This is a genomic window from Nocardia sp. NPDC023852 (assembly GCF_040639505.1).
Taxonomy (GTDB): domain Bacteria; phylum Actinomycetota; class Actinomycetes; order Mycobacteriales; family Mycobacteriaceae; genus Nocardia.
Map to the genome: position 1 here is coordinate 269,019 of NZ_JBFAAB010000001.1, position 16,265 is coordinate 285,283.

Consider the following 16,265-nt stretch of genomic DNA (forward strand, 5'->3'; position numbering starts at 1 on the left):
TTGATGGCCCGGATCATGCGGGCCGATGTGTCCGTTCTCAGAACGGCGGTTCGTCATCCATGCGGCTGCCGCCCCCGAAGGAGCCCGCCGCGGGCGCACTGCCCCAAGGGTCGTCCTCGGCACCGCCGGAACGCCCACCGCCACTACCGGAGGAGGCGTAGTTACCGCCACCGCCACCGCCACCGGACCCGAAGCCGCCGCCCCCGCCGCCGCGGCTGGTCTTGTTGACCTTCGCGGTGGCATAGCGCAGCGAGGGACCGACCTCGTCGACCTCGAGCTCGACGACCGTGCGCTTCTCGCCCTCGCGGGTTTCGTAGGAGCGCTGCTTGAGCCGTCCGCTCACGATGACGCGGGAACCCCTGGTCAGGCTTTCGGCAACGTTCTCCGCGGCTTCGCGCCAGATATTGCAGCGCAGGAACAGCGCTTCGCCGTCTTTCCATTCGTTCGAATTACGGTCGAAAACACGGGGTGTCGACGCGACGGTGAAATTCGCCACCGCCTGTCCCGCCGGCGTGAATCGAAGCTCAGGGTCGGCCGTCAAGTTTCCGATGACGGTGATGACCGTGTCGCCTGCCATGTGGTTGGTTCCTCCTGCTCGGTGTGCAGTCCGCGTCTCGCTGTTGCGCTAGAGCCTAGGCACAGGCTCTGACGCAAACGAGAGTTGCGGAACTACTTGTCGTGGCGCAGAACCTTGGTGCGCAGCACCGACTCGTTGAGACCGAGCTGCCGGTCGAGCTCGCTCACGGTGGCGGGCTCGGCGGTCAGATCGACCACGGCGTAGATGCCCTCGGCCTGCTTGGCGATCTCGTAGGCGAGCCTGCGGCGGCCCCAGATGTCGACCTTGTCGATCTTGCCGCCATCGGTGCGAACGACACTGAGCAGGTTGTCCAGCGACGGACCAACAGTGCGCTCGTCCAGGCTTGGATCGAGGATGACCATCACTTCGTAATGACGCACGGACCAATCACCTCCTGTGGACTAGGAAACGGCCACGGACGGTCCGTGGCAGGAGGGTCGTTGCGTCAGCAACCCGACAAGGCTACATGAACGGCCGGTGAGCAGCGAAACGCCCCACTCCCCCGCCTCGCGCCTCTGCGCGTATTCAGGCCGGACTCGGCAGTCGCGGCCGTGGCGTCGGCGGCGGGCGGTGCGGTGGCGGGCGAGTGAGTCGGTGCCCGGCGAGTTACCCATGTGCGCACGAAATCAGTCGTTGCGGAGGGGGAACATCGCCGCGCTCCGGTCGTCCCGCTTAGGGTGGTTGTTATGCCGACCGGACTCGCCGCCCGCGACCTGCTCGCAGGGCGCGTGCGACGTCGCGCGGCGCTGGCCGCGGTGGTTGTGCTGCTGTGCGGTCTGACACTCGCGCTGGCGTATGTGAACAAGGCCAGGTGTGCGGGTGCGCCGTTCGACGAGAACGGTCGCAGTACGGTCTTCGACATCGCCAAGGATTCGGACGTCTGCTATTCCGACATCCAGTTCCTCTGGCTCGGCCGCGATATCAACGAACACGTCTTTCCCTATCTGGGCGGCGGCATCACCCGCGATGGTGCGCTGGTCGGAGGCGCGGTGGAATATCCGGTGCTCAGCGGTCTGCTGATGTGGCTCGGCGCGGTCGGTGCGGACAACGATGCCGAGTTCCTGCTGCACTCCGCACTTGTGCTCGCGCCGTTCGCGCTGCTGACGGCGTGGATGCTGGCCCGGCTCGCCGGACGCGCCGCGCTGCTGTGGGCGGCGGGACCGCCGCTGGTGCTCTACGCCTTCCACAATTGGGAGCTCCCGGTGGTGTGCACGGCGGTGGCGGCAGTCTACGTGGTGGGCGCCCTGACCCGATACCCGTTGCGCACCAGGGGAATTCTGGCCGCGGTGCTGCTCGGGCTCGGCTTCTGCCTGAAGCTGTACCCGGGGATCTCCGTGTTGCCACTGATGGCGTATGTGCTCACCGGGGGAGTCGAACGCGACCGGGATCAGTCGGATCGCGATTTCGACATCCGCGGCGCGCTGCTCGTCGCCGCGGCGGCCGTCGGCACTGTCGTCGCGGTGAACCTGCCGTTCGCGGTGGCAGGCTACGAGGGGTGGCGCGCGTCGATCACCTTTCAACAGCTGCGCCAGGCCGATATCACCACGAATTCCATTTGGTACTGGGGGCTGCGGCCGATGTTCGCCCAGGACGTCCAGAGCGAGGCGGTGTTCCAGCAGGTGGTGTCGATCGCCTCCCCGATGCTGGTGATCGCCGCGTTCGCGCTGGCCATGTGGCTCGGCTGGCGGCGATACCTGATGACCGGCGTCTTCCCGTGGGTCGGGGTGAGTGGCGCGATGCTGTGTGGATTCCTGTTGTTCCACAAGGTGCATTCGCCGCAGTACACACTATGGCTGGTGCCGTTCCTCGTGCTGCTCGAGGTGCCGTGGTGGCTGATCGGCAGCTATCTCGTCGCCGACGCGGCCATCGGGATCGGCGTATTCCGGTACTTCTACTCGATGGGGTCGGGCACCTCCGTGGATCTGATGGAGAACATCGTCCAGTTCGGGGTGTGGGGCCGGGCAAGCCTGCTGGTAGTGCTGTTCTTCGTGTTCCTGTGGGCGCTGCCGCGCGGATATCGCCCGGTGCCGCCGCCGGTGCCGCGGTACGACCCCGGTGATCTGGTTCCGGTGGCTTAGGGTCCGCGACGATCCATTCGGCGAGCGCCGGGGTATCGAGCAGGTCGTCGATCGGGCCTGGACGGTACCCGCGAAATCCGGTGCGAGGTTTCCGCCACGCACGAAGGTGGACACCCAGTCATACTGACCACCTTGGGATATCACCTTGATAGCCACCCAAGGCGGTTATTCCGGGAGGGTCCGTGAAGGCTCAGTTCATGACGGTGGCCGCGCAGCCGCTGTTCGTCCTGTTGTGGAGCAGCGCCTGCATCGCCGGGATCATCGGGGTCGGCGCCGCGCCGCCGATGCTCGTGCTATTCGCGCGCTACGCCCTCGCGGGTGTTCTGCTCACGGTCTACGCCTTCGCGGTGCGGGCGACCTGGCCGTGCGGAAGCCAAGTCCCGCACGTGCTCGTCGCCGGGCTGCTGATGCAAATTGTCCAGTTCGGCGCCTTCTACATGGCGATGAGCGATCATGTCTCAGCGGCGGTGATCGCGCTGGTGCAGGGGTTGAACCCGGTGGTCATCGCGCTGTTCGCCGGGGTTCTCGGAGAAACCGTCACGGTGCGACAGTGGTTCGGCTTCGGCATCGGCGGAATTGGGGTTGCGCTGGCGGTGGTCGACCAGTCTCACTTCTCGCCGGTCGGACTGCTGCTGTGCTCGGTCGGATTGCTGGGCCTGAGCATCGGCACGGTCTACCAGAAGCGGTTCGTCCCCACGGTCGACCCGCGGGCATCCACGACGCTGCACATGGTGGTGAGCGCGCCCATCGCCGGGTTGCTGGCCTGGCTGACCGGTCAGGTTCACGTGTCGGACGTCGGCCGATTCGCTGGATCGGTCGCCTGGTTGGTGCTCGTGAACTCGATGGCGGCGGTCCTGCTGCTGAACGTGATGCTGCGCCACGGTGACGCGACCAGGGTCGGCAGGTTGTTCTTCGCGACGCCCGCGGTCACCGCGATCCTGGCCTGGCTGCTGATCGGCCAGCCGTTGCGGCCGCTCACGATCGCAGGGCTCAGTGTCGGCCTCGTCGGTTTGGTGTTCGCGTCACGCAAGCCCTCGGCGCCCTCCGCCGCGGTCGCGGCGCGGCGGCCCGCGGTCGCGGCGCGCTGACCTACTTGCGTGCGCTGTGCCATTGCATACCCCAGCGGTATGCCTGGTCGATCTCGCGCTGGGCGCCGTTGACGTACTGCATCTCCCGGTACACGGTGATCCCGGGCCCTTGGTTCTGCAGCAGCGCGATGGCGCATGAGCGGGCGCCGGCCACCGGGGAGTCCAAGCGGACCTGGATCTGCGGGCCCGCCGTGGGATACAGCGTCACCACACCGTCGGCTGCGCCCCAGTTCGGCACGCCCTCATAGATGAGGGCGAAGATCAGAATGCGGCGGAACAGCTCCGGGCGGGCGAGGTTGATACGCATATTCTCGCCGCCTTCGACGGAACCGCTGCGGTCGTCGCCGTCCAGTTCGATGTAGGGCTCGGCCTCTAATGCGCCGAAGTTGTGGCCGATCGCCTCCACGACGCCCTTCGCTCCGTTGGACAGCTCGTAGAAGCAGCCGAGGTCGAGGTCGACGGGTTTGGATCGGCGAAAGAATCCCTTGGACCCGCTCGACCAGTTCAGGTTCACCCGCATGGTCCCCTGCTGCTCACCAGGCTTGGTGAGGTTGATACTGGGTGTCGCCTTCGACAGGGTCACCTTGGACAGGTTGACGCCGCCGGGGTTGTGGTCGATCGCCATGGCGCGATCCCCCCTCAATCGAAACGAGAGCGGCAGCGGCCATCCGAGGGGATGGGGCCGCTGCCGCACAGGGTCTTCGGCTGCATGCCGGGAATCAGCCTACCGGCGTCGCCTCCCGTTCGCTGTCCAGTTCCTCGTCGTCCTCGCGCCGGTTGCGGACGATGCTGGTGATGAACGCCGCGCCGATGAACGCGACGCCGACCAGACCGGTGACGAGCTCGTTGACGTGCACGCCGATCGAGATGAGCAGGATCACCGCCAGTGCGCCGATCGCCCAGTGCGCGCCGTGCTCCAGGTAGACGTACTCCGACAGGGTGCCCTTGCGCACCAGGTACACCGTGATCGACCGTACGAACATGGCGCCGATCAGGCCGAGGCCGAGCGCGATGATGATCGGGTCGGAGGTGATGGCGAACGCGCCGATCACACCGTCGAAGGAGAACGACGCGTCGAGCACCTCCAGATACAGGAACAGGAAGAAGCCGGCCTTACCGGTGGCCTTGACCAGCTCGGATGGTCCTCCGGTGTGCTCCTCGGTGTGGAACATGGAGCCGAGCCCGTCGACCGCGATGTAGGTGATCATGCCGAGCAAGCCCGCGACCAGGACGGTCGAGCGGTGCGCTTCGTCGGAGATGTACTCGGCGGTGAGGATCAGGCCGGCACCCGCGACGACCACCGAGAGCATGTCCAGCTTGCCCGCTTTGGCCAGCGACCGCTCCAGCCAGCCGAGCCAGGTGATGTCGCGCTCTTCGAAGATGAAGTTGAGGAACAGCAGCGCGAGGAACATGCCACCGAACGCCGCGATCTCCGGGTGCGCGTCGGTGAGCAGTTTCTCGTAGCTCGGGCTGCCGTCCGGGAAGGTCAGCGCGTCGTTTGCCGGCGGGTTGAGCGCGAGGTCGAAGGCCCGCACCGGATCCAGCCCGGCCGTGATCCACACGATCGCGAGAGGGAACACCAGGCGCATGCCGAAGACGGCGATCAACACGCCGATGGTCAGGAAGATTCGCTGCCAGAAATCGCTCATCCGCTGCAGGATGGTGGCGTTGATGACGGCATTGTCGAAGGACAGCGACACCTCGAGGATACCGAGGATCGCGGCGAGCGCGAGGGCGGTCGGCCCGCCGTACAGCAGTGCCACGACTAGTGAGACCACCGTGACTAGGAAGGACATGCCGAATATGCGCAGGACCACGCTGGGACCTTTCGTGAAGTGAAAAACGAGTCGGCGACGGTTGCTACCAGCGTGGCCGCTGAACCGCCGGTTGTCCAACGTAGCTCCCAGGGCGCCGGCCTGCCTGGTCACATGACGAGGGGGCCCGTCGCCGGACCCCCTGCGAACAGCGAAGTATTCCTCAGACGTTCACGCCGTAGTCACGGGCAATGCCGGCCAGACCGGAGGCATAGCCCTGGCCGATCGCGCGGAACTTCCATTCCGCACCGTTGCGGTACAGCTCGCCGAAGACCATGGCGGTCTCGGTCGAGGCGTCCTCGGAGAGGTCGTACCGGGCGAGTTCCTCGCCGTTGCTGCGATCAACCACGCGGATGTAGGCGTTGCGGACCTGGCCGAACGACTGCGACCGGGAGTCGGCGTCGTAGATCGAGACCGGGAAGAAGATGCTCTCGATCGTGGGCGGGGTGCCGGCCAGGTCGACGTTGATGACCTCGTCGTCGCCCTCGCCCTCGCCGGTGCGGTTGTCGCCCACGTGCTCGATCGAACCCTCGGGCGACCGCAGGTTGTTGAAGAAGACGAAGTGCTGGTCCGACACGACCTTCTTGTCCCCGCCGGTGGCGATGGCGCTCGCGTCGAGGTCGAAGTCGGTGCCGGTGGTGGTCCGCACATCCCATCCGAGGCCGACAGCTACAGCGGTCAGGTTAGGCGCCGCCTTGGTCAGCGAGACATTGCCGCCCTTGGACAAACTGACACCCATGCGGGATTCCCTTTCAATAGTCCGTCATTGGTTCCCAGCATGTCCGAATCGCCGGGTACGCCTTACGACAGTAGTAGGTTTCCGCGAAGTTGCGTAAGAACCGGCGCAACCCTCGGCGAACAGGAACATCTCCTACCATCGGGGCGTGGCAGGCCGAAGGCGTCGATGGTTCCGCTCGTCCGGGGACGACGAGTGGATCGAACAAGCACGTACGGCGCTGGCATCGGCGTTTCTCGATATGGATCGACGCCAGAGCGCGGCCGACGCGGCGGTGCTTGCCTCCGACCAGGTTTTTCCCGAGCGGCGGATGGGTGCGCGCTGGGAACCGGTGCGCGACAAGTGCTATGACGCCGCGGGCATATATCTGGCGCTGATCGAGGAGCTGGAGGCAGCGCAGCGCGAGGGCACACCGGTGCAGCACGACCGGCAGCGCACCGATGCCGTGGTGCGGCAGTTGACCGACGCGGCCCGGGCCGTCGACGAGTTCTACCGCGGCAATCAGTCTCAGCTCGAACACGCGGTCGCCGTGCTCGGCACGGTGCCGCAGCTGGTGCGCCAGGTGAAGATCGCCGCGGCGACGGTGCGCGGGCAGGCCGCTGAATCGGAGTTCGCGAACTATCCCTCGGTGCGCGACCGCGCCGCCGCGGTGGACGACGCTGTGGTCACCTTGGAATCGGCAGGCTCCGGTGCGCGGGCGGGCACTCTGCGCGAGGCCGCGAACCGGGTGGAGGCGGCCGCCAAAGAACTCGCGGACGCCTTGGCGCACGCCCCCTCGCGGGCCGGTGCGGCAAACACCGCGATCTCCTCGGTGAGCACCCGCATCGCCGCTGTCCGGACCAGGGCGGGGGGGATCGCGCCCGCGTACTCGGCATTGCTTCGTGAGTTCAACGCTGCGAGTTCGGCCGATCTGGCTGACAATGAGCGGGAAAGTCAGCGAGCCATCGATGCCGCGGACGCGGCTCTCGGCAGGGCGCGCACGGCAGCGGCGGAGAACAACCCGGAGTTTGCACTTGATCTGACCACATCCGCGCGCGGGTTCCTCACCGAGGCCGAGCAGAAGGTCGATGCCGTCACCAAACGGCTCGCTGTGCTGCGCGACGTCCGGTCCAACCCGCAAGAACAGGCGAAGGCCGTACGATTTCGGCTGCGGGATGCGCAAATGCTCGCGACGAGCCGCGGGCTCGTCGCCGAATGGGGATCGGTGCTCGACGCACAGGCTGCACGGATAGACAGAATCAGCGCGACACTGTCGGGGCGTCACCCCGACTACTGGGCCTATGTGGCGGAACTCGATGCCGTCACACAATTCATAGCCGGGGTAGTGGATCGAATGAGAAAAGAAGCAGGACCACGACGAGAATGAGGATGGGGCAAGGATGACCGCAGGCATCGCCGTCCAGCAGGAGGTTTCCCTGCGGAAGCGAATGCCGCTGCGCCACTTCCGGCAGTTACACGGCCCAGAGGCGAGGCGTCTTTTCCACCGGCAGCCCGAACCGTTCGGCGACGACTACACCGACCGAGAACTGTTGGCGATCGGGCTCGGTGCGACCCTGTACGCGCCCGCGACAAGACCGGACCTCGCGCTGACGATCAGCAAACGCGCCGAGCGCGGCGTGTGCTCGATGGTGATCGACCTCGAGGACGCCGTCGCCGATGACGAGGTGGAGTACGCCAAAAGACAGACCGTCGCGGTGCTCGATCTGCTCGCGGCGAGCCAGGATGCCAATCCGCTGCTGTTCGTGCGGGTCCGTGACGCGGACACGATCACCGAGATCATCGAACAACTGGGCCCAGGCGCCACAGTGCTGACCGGGTTCGTATTGCCGAAGTTCGACAGCATTTCGGGACCGAAGTACCTGAATGCCCTGAATTCGGCCGCGCAGCGACTGGACCGTCCGTTGTACGGGATGCCGGTGCTGGAATCGGCGGGCCTGGTGCACCGGGAGACCCGCGACGGCGAGCTCGTCCGGATCGCCGCGCTGCTTGCCGCGCATCGGGAGCGGGTGCTGGCGGTGCGGGTCGGCGCGACCGACATGTGCTCGACGTTCGGTATCCGGCGTGATCGCGACCTGACGATCTACGACGTCCGGGTGGTCGCCGACGTGATCGCCGACATCGTGAACTATCTGGGGCGCGCGGACGGGACCGGGTTCGTCATCACCGGGCCGGTGTGGGAGTACTTCGCCGACCACGAGCGAATGTTCCGCCCGCAGCTGCGCACCGCGCCGTTCGAGGAATCGGACGCGGTGCCGTTCCGCCAGTACCTGGTCAGCCGGGATCTGGACGGACTGCTGCGCGAGATAACCCTGGACCGCGCCAACGGCATCCAGGGCAAGACGGTGATCCATCCGTCGCATGTGGCCGCTGTGCACACCCTGTCGGTGGTGTCGCACGAGGAGTATTCGGATGCCCTGGACATCCTGCGGGCAGACGTCGGCGGTGTCGCGGCCTCGGGCTACCGGAACAAGATGAATGAGATGCGGCCACACCGCAGCTGGGCCCGGCAGACCCTGTTGCGCGCCAGGGTGTTCGGCGTGGCGAACAAGGGAGTGTCGTTCGTGGACTTGTTGCAGGCGTTGGTCACCGTATGAGCCAGACCGCGGCCGAGCTCGGCCAGCATAGAATTCCTTGGGCCACACAAGTTTTAGGTATCGAACTTCATCACGAACAGGCGCACGGCCATCCCGGATCGGAGAGCGCGCTACCTGCCGTGTCGTCGATTTCCGCGCTGATCCAGCCCGGTTTGCGCCGCAATCCGCGGCGGGCGCATCTGTTGGTGTCGACGGTTCTCGGCAAGCATCTGCCAACCGATCCGCGTGTGGTGCTCGCCGCAGGCGATCACCTGGGTGATCTGGTCCATGCCGCACTCGGCGAACGTGGAGCGGTCGTGCTCGGATTCGCCGAAACCGCTACCGGACTCGGGCACACCGTCGCCGCACGGATCGGGGCGTACTGCTATCTGCACTCGACGCGGCGTGCGGCCGCCGCCGCGGACACGCTCACCGGATTCGAGGAGGGGCATTCGCACGCCACCTCCCACCTGCTGCAACCGGTGCCCGCCGGCATCTTCGTCAACGACCTTCCGCTGGTGCTGGTGGATGACGAGATCTCCACCGGCGCGACGGCGATAGACGCGGTGCGCGCGTTGCACGCGTTCGCTCCCCGGGCGCACTACGTGCTCGCTGCACTGGTCGATATGCGTACGGCGGACGACCGCGCCGTCTTCGACACTGTCGCCGCCGAACTCGGCGCCACGATCGACACGGTCTGCCTGGCGTCCGGGCGCACCGTCTTGCCGGAAGGTCTGCCGAAGGCGGTCGCGGCGCTACCCGAACCGGAGCTCAATCCGGTCGCCGAGCAGCCCGGTGTGTTCGTTCGTGGGATGCTTCCGTGGCCGGGATCGGTGCCGGAGGGAGGCAGGCACGGCATCCTCTCCTCGGACGCGGCGGCGTTCGAATCGGCGCTCGCCGAAGCCGCCGCCACGGTGCGCGGTTGGCTCGCGGCGGATTTCGCGGGGCGGCCCGTCATCGTGCTCGGGCACGAGGAATTGATGTACCTGCCGCTGCGGATCGCGGTGGAACTCGCCGAATCCGGGACTCCGACCCGATTCCAGACCACCACTCGATCGCCCGCGTATGTGCTGGACGAGCCGGGATATCCGCTGCGCCGCGGCTTCCGGTTCCACGCTCCTGAGCCCGACCCCGGGCAGCCGCGGTACCTGTACAACGCGCGGTGGTCCCCCGGGTTCGCGGGGGCTACCGGTGACGTTGTCGCCGAACCGCCGGCCGCCGATTTCGCATCGGTGGACATCGATGCGCGCGATGTCGAGTCCTTCCCTGGAGAGCTGGATTTCGGGTCAGGCGGGCCGGTGTTGCTCGTGGTGATCGATTCGCCCGCGGACACCCCCGAACTGGTCGCGGACGGCGGCCTGATCGATGTGCTGACCGCCTCCGGCGCGGACGTGCTGCTCGCGGTGCTACCGGATGCCGACCCGCGGCAACTGCATGCCGGGCGGTCACGCGTCGCCGACCTGTCCGAGTCCGTCGTCACGTCGAAAGCGGGGCGCGCTGTGCCGTTGTACGGTCCGGAGTTCGGGTCCTACGCGGCCGAGGAGGTCGGCTGGCTGCTGAAGGATCTGTCCGATGTCGACCTCGAAGCCGACGTGGCCGAGCGGGAGCGGAAGATCCAGGCCGGGAATGCGCATTACGCCGAGTCTCTGCCGATCGAGTACCAGCCGGACGCGTCGTATCGGATGCTGTTCGACGAGGTGCTGGCGGCCAGCGCCGAGCGGCTCGCGCTCGCTGTCGCGACGGTGTCGGAACTCGTCGTCGCCGAACGCGGCGATGACATCGTGCTGGTGTCGCTGGCCAGGGCCGGGACACCGATCGGTGTTCTGATGCGCCGCTGGCTTCGGTCGCGCCGGCCGAGTCTCGAGGTGCCGCACTACGCGGTGTCGATCGTGCGAGATCGGGGCATCGATGCGGTGGCTCTGGATTATTTGGCCGAGCACCATGATCCGGCTTCGGTCGTGTTCGTGGACGGATGGACCGGCAAGGGTGCGATCACCCGCGAGCTCACCGAAGCGCTCGACGCGTATCACGCGGCTGGTGGCGCACGGTTCGACGACGAACTGGCGGTGCTGGCCGATCCGGGACACTGTGTGCGCACCTATGGCACCCGTGACGACTTTCTCATCGCCTCGGCATGCCTGAATTCGACTGTTTCCGGTCTTATTTCGCGCACCGTACTGAACGACACGCTGATCGGTCCCGGTGATTTCCACGGCGCCAAGTATTACCGCGAGCTGGTCGACGTCGACGTGTCCGGACGGCTGCTCGACACCGTGAGCGGCGCCTTCGACGCGGTCTGTGACCAGGTCGCCGCCGAAGTCGCCGCGCTCCGCGCGAGTGACCGGACACCGACTTGGGCTGGATGGGCCTCGGTGGAGAACGTGCGCGCACAGTACGGCATCGCGAGCGTGAACTTTGTGAAACCAGGTGTCGGCGAGACCACCAGGGTGCTGCTGCGGCGGGTACCGTGGCGGGTGCTGGTCCGAGAGGCGGACGCGCCGGAGCACGCGCACATCAGGATGCTCGCCGCCGCACGGGGTGTACCGGTGGAGGTCGTTGCCGACCTGGCCTATTCATGCATGGGATTGATCAAGGACGTACAGCAGTGAACCTGGCCCGAAGACCACGAAGACGGGCACTGATCGCGACCGACCTGGACCGCACGATGATCTACTCGCGTAACGCCTTCAGCGCCGCCGGTGAGGTGCCGATGGTTTGTGTGGAGCATCTCGAGGGGGCCCCGCTGTCGTTCATGACCACCGCGGCGGCGCTGCGGATGCAGTCCCTTACCGAACCGGCCGCCGTCATTCCTACCACCACCCGCACTGTCAAACAGTTCGGGCGCATCCAATTGCCCGGTGCGCCTTGGCGTTACGCGGTAACGAGCAACGGAGGAAACATCCTCGTCGACGGCGTTCCCGACATGCGCTGGCGCATCGAGGTCGATGCCGAGGTTCGCGCGGGCGGCGCGACGCTGTCGGAGGTGAGCGCGGAGCTGCGGACGCGCATCGATGATGCGTGGGTCACCAAGTTGCGCCTCGCCGATCACCTGTTCTGCTACCTGGTGGTGAAACCCAAGGCTGTCCCGGAGGGTTTCGTCACCGAATGGGATGCCTGGTGCCGTCAACGCGGCTGGTCCGCGTCCCAGCAGGGCCGCAAGATTTACACCATGCCGCTGGCCGTCTGCAAGAGTCGCGCGGTCGCCGAAGTGCGCCGCCGGCTCTGGGAAACCGGTGAACTCGCCGGTGCGGCAAAAACTTTCGCCGCTGGTGACGGTGCCCTCGACGCCGAAATGCTGCGCTCCGCGGACTTCGCCATCCGCCCCCGGCACGGCGAACTGGAACAACTCAACTGGACCCACCCCAACCTCACCATCACCCGCGCCACCGGCATCCTCGCGGGCGAGGAGATCATCAACTGGTTCCTCGAGTCGGCCCCGGCATAGTTCCACCAGCCAGTCCGCGTCCGTGTACTGCTGGGTTGTGAGATCGCCGGCCGCGATTCCGAGCTGATGCCGCCACCGTCATACCGGCTCGGCTGCGGGTTCGAAGGTGGACTTGAAGTCCGTGCATTCGACCAGGGGGTTATGGGTGCAGGTAGCCGCATGGTGAAGGCTGTCGCGCATGCGGATCAGGCGAGCGATGTCCTCGTCGAGTTGACGGGCTTTTTCGGCCATGCGGCCGCGGAGTTCGGCGGGCTGATCCTGGTCGAGACGGGCATCGGGCTGGACGATGCCCGTGACCCGGAGGGGACCCTCGGCGCGGATCGGGTGGCGATGTCCCAGGCGGTCCTTTCCGAAGTAGAGACCGCGATCCGGCAGGTCGAGCGGCTCGGCTATGCCGCTGACGACGTCGGGCACATCATCCTCACCCACCTCGACGTGGACCACTGCGGTGGGCTGCCAGACTTTCCACACGCGCGGGTTCATGTCCTCGCCGCCGAACTCGAGGCCGCGCTGGTCGAAGCGCCGAGTTTCCGCTACCGCCCCGCGCACTGGGCCCACGACCCGTGGGAATTCCAGCGTGTCGGCTGACCTGAGGTGCCGATCGACGTCGCAGCCGGCACTGGGCGCCGTAGCGGTTCGACCAGGGGATCGACGATCTATGGGCGCCATTGTCGTCCACCCACTGTGGATCTGCGTCGTGGTGTGTGAATCCTTTGATGGTGCTCGGTCCTCTGATAGTTGTGCCGACAACCAGGTCGGCACAGATCGAGGAGGTCGTCGTGATCGTTGCCGCTATCGTCGTCGTTGCCGTGCTGGTCGGCTGGTGCAGCGTTACCCTGCTTCGCCGCCGGAGTCGCTCCCGTGACTGACCAGACCTGGCCTGATGAGCGGTTGGTCACGGCCGCTCGAGAAGGCGACAGCGCGGCGATCGCAGCACTGGTATCGGGCTCCTACCCGCATGTGCGGCGTTTCGCTCACACACTGTGCGCCTCCGCCGAAGACGCGGAAGATGCCGCACAGGAGGCGCTGATCATCCTCTATCGCAAGATCGGGACATTGCGTGCTTCCGGCGCGCTGGCGTCGTGGGTGTTCCGCATCGTCCGCAACGAGTGCCTGCGGCAGTGGCGAATGATGACACGGCAGCTCGAACCGGTGCCCGATCTCGCCGTGGCGTCGGCCGAGGACGAGGCCGTACGGCGGCTCGAAGCCGGCCGGGTGGCGGCGGTGATCGCTGCGCTGCCCACCGACCAGCGGCGGGTGCTGATCATGCGAGACGTTCAGGGATACAGCGGCCGGATGGTCGCCGACGTGCTCGGCCTCAGCGTCGCGGCGATGAAGTCGCGGCTGCACCGGGCCCGAGCAACCGTCCATCAGCAGCTACGGAACACATCACACCCAACTCAGGAAAGGAGCGGACACGATGACTGACGATCGGAGCTTCGCCAGCGCCCCGCTGCCCCGGCACTTGGCACGTGGCCTCGTGGGATTCGGCATGCTGATCGGCGCAATCGCGCTCATACCGGTATTCGGGGCATTCAGCTTGCTGCTCGCACCGGCGGGTCTGCTCGCACTGCGCGGGTGCCCGACCTGCTGGGCGATCGGTCTGATGCAGACCGTCTCGAGGGGCAGGCTGCAGAGTTCGTGTGTCGACGGTCAGTGTCAACTGACCGGTGCTGACCACGTTCGGTCTGGACACGGCGACAAGCAATCAATCAGTACTGCTGCTGTGCGCCCAACTGCTGGGCGATGATCCCTTGCAGTCGTTGCAGGCCGCCGACGGTGATGCCGCTCTGGATCTGGCCCTCGATGGTGCGCACCAGCATCGAGTCGCTGAGCACCTTCTCGCTGGACTGGATCAGCACGGTGCCCGCGCCGGTGAAGTCGAACTGGCGCTCCTCGCCGGAGTTCGCGCCGAAGGCCGCTGCGCCCGCGGCCAGGAAGTTGGAGATCCATCGCTGGTCGTAGTGGTGGCTGGGGGAAGGGCAATCTGCCCATCCGACCAGCGATTCCGGGTCGACGCGCAGCGGCGGCTCGGCGAATATGACCGGCCCGTTGGACGAGGCGAGGAACTTGCCGGTGCCGATGAGGGTGAGGAAGCCGGGCACGATGGACTGGTTCAGCGACAGGCCCGGCTCGAACGCGAGCAGGTTCGCCGCCCGAATGGTCAGGTTGCTGTTGTCCTCCAGGTCATAGGAATTGATGTCGTAGCCGCGGTCGCCGATGATCAGCTTGCCGTGCCCCTCGGCGACGACGTAGTCCCCGGTGAACAGTGGTGCGGAGAACTGCTGCGACACCATATGCAGCAGACCACCCTGCAGCCCGTGGGTGAGCATCTGGAACCGCATGTCGCCGTAGTAGGCGATCATCGCGCCCTTGCGCATGAACCACGGCTTGTTCAGGTCGATGCAGTACGCGTAGCTGTTTCCCGGGAGGTTGTCGCTCGCACCGAGATTCAGAGGATTGAGGATCTGGGTCATGATTCCGCCTCGCCGGCGCTCGGCTCCGTCATACCCATGGGCGCTGTGTTGATGATTCGCTCACTCATGATCACAACTTCTCTTCGGAGGCCTGAACGTAGACGACGCCCTGTCCGACGCAATGCAACTGCATCGCCTCGCCGGAACCGCGGCCAACCGCGTCGCGCCAGCTCATGGCCGTCTTCAGCTCGGTTTGCACATTGCCGTACGCGGCGACGAAGGCCTGCGGGTCGACTACGACCTGCCCGGGGGTCTGGGGGTGTCCCCCAGATGAGCCGAGCGGGCCGCCCACTTGCAGTTCCAGGAAGCCGCCGTGCGCCAGTAGCACCGCGGCGCCCTGCCCGGACAGCTGTGTCGTGAACATGCCCTGGCCGGTCAACGCGCCGGTCGCGGCACCGCGCAGTGCCCCCATCAGGCCGCCGCCTCCTCCGCCGCCGCCGCCCGAACTCAGCACGGAGACAACCGAACTCTGCAACCCGGCCGTGTTGGCCAACAGTCGCGAGGCCTCGGCACGCAGCGTCGCGCCCTGCTGCATATGCACCACGTGGACTTCCAGGCCCGCGAACCCGTAATGCACCTCTCCGGTGCCCTGCGCCAGCATGGTGCGCTCGTGCTCGCCCGCCAGCGCGCGGCCGGCCATCCGCATCAGCCCACCCATGCCGCCCATCCCCTGGGCACCCGGAACCTGATGTGGTGCGAAGGAAACGTCGCCGGTGTAGAAGAGCATCGCGCCATTCCGGGCGACCACGCCGCCCGCCATCCCGACGTCGACCTTGACGACCTTGCCGTTGACCTTCTCGAACATCGCTCGCCCCTACCGTTCCGCCGGCTGGATCAACACCACACCCTGACCGTCCCAGCGCAGCGAGAACGCCTCACCCGAACCCTGGCCGATCGCGGTCCGCCACGAAACGTCGGTGACGAACGACTGGTTGAGGTTGCCCCGCGCGGCTACGAACGCGTCCGGGTCCACCACCAGTGGATATTGTGGCGACACCTCCAGGTGGATGAGCGGTCCGCCCGCCGAGAGCAGCGCGACCTGCCCCTGCCCGGACACGGTGGTGGTGAACAAGCCTTGGCCACTGGACGCGCCGCGCAGACCTGCGAAGCGCACGTCGGTGCGCAGGTTCCCGACAAAGGCGAGCAGCTGCTGTGACTCCACTTGGAGTGTCTCGTTGTTCAGGTCGACCACGGTGACGTGCTGGCCGTTCACCGCGAAGAAGACCCTGCCGTGGCCGGAGCATTCCATCAGCGACAGCTTCTCGCCGGTAGCCCGCCGCTTGAGGCCGGCCAGCACGCCGTCGCCTCCGCCGAACCCGGCCGCCTTGAACTGCACATTGCCTTCGTAGGCGATCATCGCACCGGAGATCGCGCGGAGGCTGGTTCCGGCAAGGTGAGCCTCGATCACCTTCTTCGATTGTTCGAACAGTTGCGCCATGAGGGTGTATTGCCTGCTGTCTCGATCGCCGAACACGAC

At 66.5% G+C, this 16,265-nt stretch carries 16 protein-coding genes; 8 read left to right on the forward strand and 8 right to left on the reverse strand.

Annotated elements, in window-relative coordinates:
- Positions 1-37 precede the first annotated feature (37 nt).
- Together AB0H00_RS01195 and rpsF are read right to left on the reverse strand one after the other, a co-directional pair.
- A complete protein-coding gene (locus tag AB0H00_RS01195; protein WP_357258898.1) occupies positions 38-577 on the reverse strand; it encodes a single-stranded DNA-binding protein in 540 nt (179 codons plus the stop codon).
- Between the two features lie 92 nt (positions 578-669).
- Entirely contained in the window at positions 670-957 is a 288-nt protein-coding gene (gene rpsF / locus AB0H00_RS01200) for a 30S ribosomal protein S6 (protein ID WP_327110998.1), read from the reverse strand.
- A gap of 306 nt (positions 958-1,263) precedes the next feature.
- Here rpsF and AB0H00_RS01205 point away from each other — a divergent pair, with 306 nt between their 5' ends.
- Positions 1,264-2,655: a hypothetical protein gene (locus AB0H00_RS01205; protein ID WP_357258901.1), complete on the forward strand. Its 1,392-nt coding sequence runs from the start codon at positions 1,264-1,266 to the stop codon at positions 2,653-2,655.
- A gap of 182 nt (positions 2,656-2,837) precedes the next feature.
- Positions 2,838-3,743, forward strand: a complete 906-nt coding sequence (locus AB0H00_RS01210; protein WP_357258904.1) for a DMT family transporter — start codon at positions 2,838-2,840, stop codon at positions 3,741-3,743.
- 1 nt (position 3,744) lies between these two features.
- On the opposite strand, the gene AB0H00_RS01215 is transcribed toward AB0H00_RS01210, so the two are convergent.
- The 3 genes from AB0H00_RS01215 to AB0H00_RS01225 form a co-directional block, all read right to left on the reverse strand.
- Positions 3,745-4,368 carry a Tellurium resistance gene (locus tag AB0H00_RS01215; RefSeq protein ID WP_357258907.1) on the reverse strand — a complete coding sequence of 208 codons (624 nt, stop codon included), beginning with the start codon at positions 4,366-4,368 and terminating at the stop codon, positions 3,745-3,747.
- A 94-nt stretch (positions 4,369-4,462) separates the two neighbouring features.
- The gene (locus AB0H00_RS01220; protein WP_357258910.1) at positions 4,463-5,560 is read right to left on the reverse strand and encodes a DUF475 domain-containing protein; all 1,098 of its coding nucleotides are present in this window, start codon (positions 5,558-5,560) and stop codon (positions 4,463-4,465) included.
- 160 nt (positions 5,561-5,720) lie between these two features.
- Positions 5,721-6,296, reverse strand: a complete 576-nt coding sequence (locus tag AB0H00_RS01225; protein ID WP_357258913.1) for a TerD family protein — start codon at positions 6,294-6,296, stop codon at positions 5,721-5,723.
- A gap of 145 nt (positions 6,297-6,441) precedes the next feature.
- On the opposite strand from AB0H00_RS01225, the gene AB0H00_RS01230 reads away from it, so the two are divergent.
- From AB0H00_RS01230 to AB0H00_RS01255, 6 genes are all read left to right on the forward strand, one after another.
- Complete coding sequence (locus AB0H00_RS01230; protein WP_357258916.1) at positions 6,442-7,659, forward strand: hypothetical protein; 1,218 nt, start codon at positions 6,442-6,444, stop codon at positions 7,657-7,659.
- Between the two features lie 13 nt (positions 7,660-7,672).
- Entirely contained in the window at positions 7,673-8,887 is a 1,215-nt protein-coding gene (locus AB0H00_RS01235) for an HpcH/HpaI aldolase/citrate lyase family protein (protein ID WP_357258919.1), read from the forward strand.
- The gene (locus tag AB0H00_RS01240) at positions 8,884-11,475 is read left to right on the forward strand and encodes a phosphoribosyltransferase (protein ID WP_357258922.1); all 2,592 of its coding nucleotides are present in this window, start codon (positions 8,884-8,886) and stop codon (positions 11,473-11,475) included. Before AB0H00_RS01235 ends, AB0H00_RS01240 begins: the two co-directional genes overlap by 4 nt.
- Positions 11,476-11,531: 56 nt before the next feature.
- On the forward strand, positions 11,532-12,311 hold the full coding sequence (locus tag AB0H00_RS01245; RefSeq protein WP_357260349.1) for an HAD family hydrolase: 780 nt from the start codon (positions 11,532-11,534) through the stop codon (positions 12,309-12,311).
- Between the two features lie 159 nt (positions 12,312-12,470).
- Positions 12,471-12,899 carry an MBL fold metallo-hydrolase gene (locus AB0H00_RS01250; protein WP_357258925.1) on the forward strand — a complete coding sequence of 143 codons (429 nt, stop codon included), beginning with the start codon at positions 12,471-12,473 and terminating at the stop codon, positions 12,897-12,899.
- Positions 12,900-13,172: 273 nt separating this feature from the next.
- Complete coding sequence (locus AB0H00_RS01255) at positions 13,173-13,739, forward strand: RNA polymerase sigma factor (RefSeq protein WP_357258928.1); 567 nt, start codon at positions 13,173-13,175, stop codon at positions 13,737-13,739.
- Between the two features lie 284 nt (positions 13,740-14,023).
- Here the strand turns inward: AB0H00_RS01255 and AB0H00_RS01260 are convergent, their stop codons facing one another.
- The 3 genes from AB0H00_RS01260 to AB0H00_RS01270 form a co-directional block, all read right to left on the reverse strand.
- Positions 14,024-14,788, reverse strand: a complete 765-nt coding sequence (locus AB0H00_RS01260; protein WP_357258931.1) for an AIM24 family protein — start codon at positions 14,786-14,788, stop codon at positions 14,024-14,026.
- 70 nt (positions 14,789-14,858) lie between these two features.
- Positions 14,859-15,593, reverse strand: coding sequence for an AIM24 family protein (locus AB0H00_RS01265; protein ID WP_357258934.1), 735 nt, complete (start codon positions 15,591-15,593; stop codon positions 14,859-14,861).
- A gap of 9 nt (positions 15,594-15,602) precedes the next feature.
- Positions 15,603-16,226, reverse strand: coding sequence for an AIM24 family protein (locus AB0H00_RS01270; protein ID WP_357260352.1), 624 nt, complete (start codon positions 16,224-16,226; stop codon positions 15,603-15,605).
- Positions 16,227-16,265 lie beyond the last annotated feature (39 nt).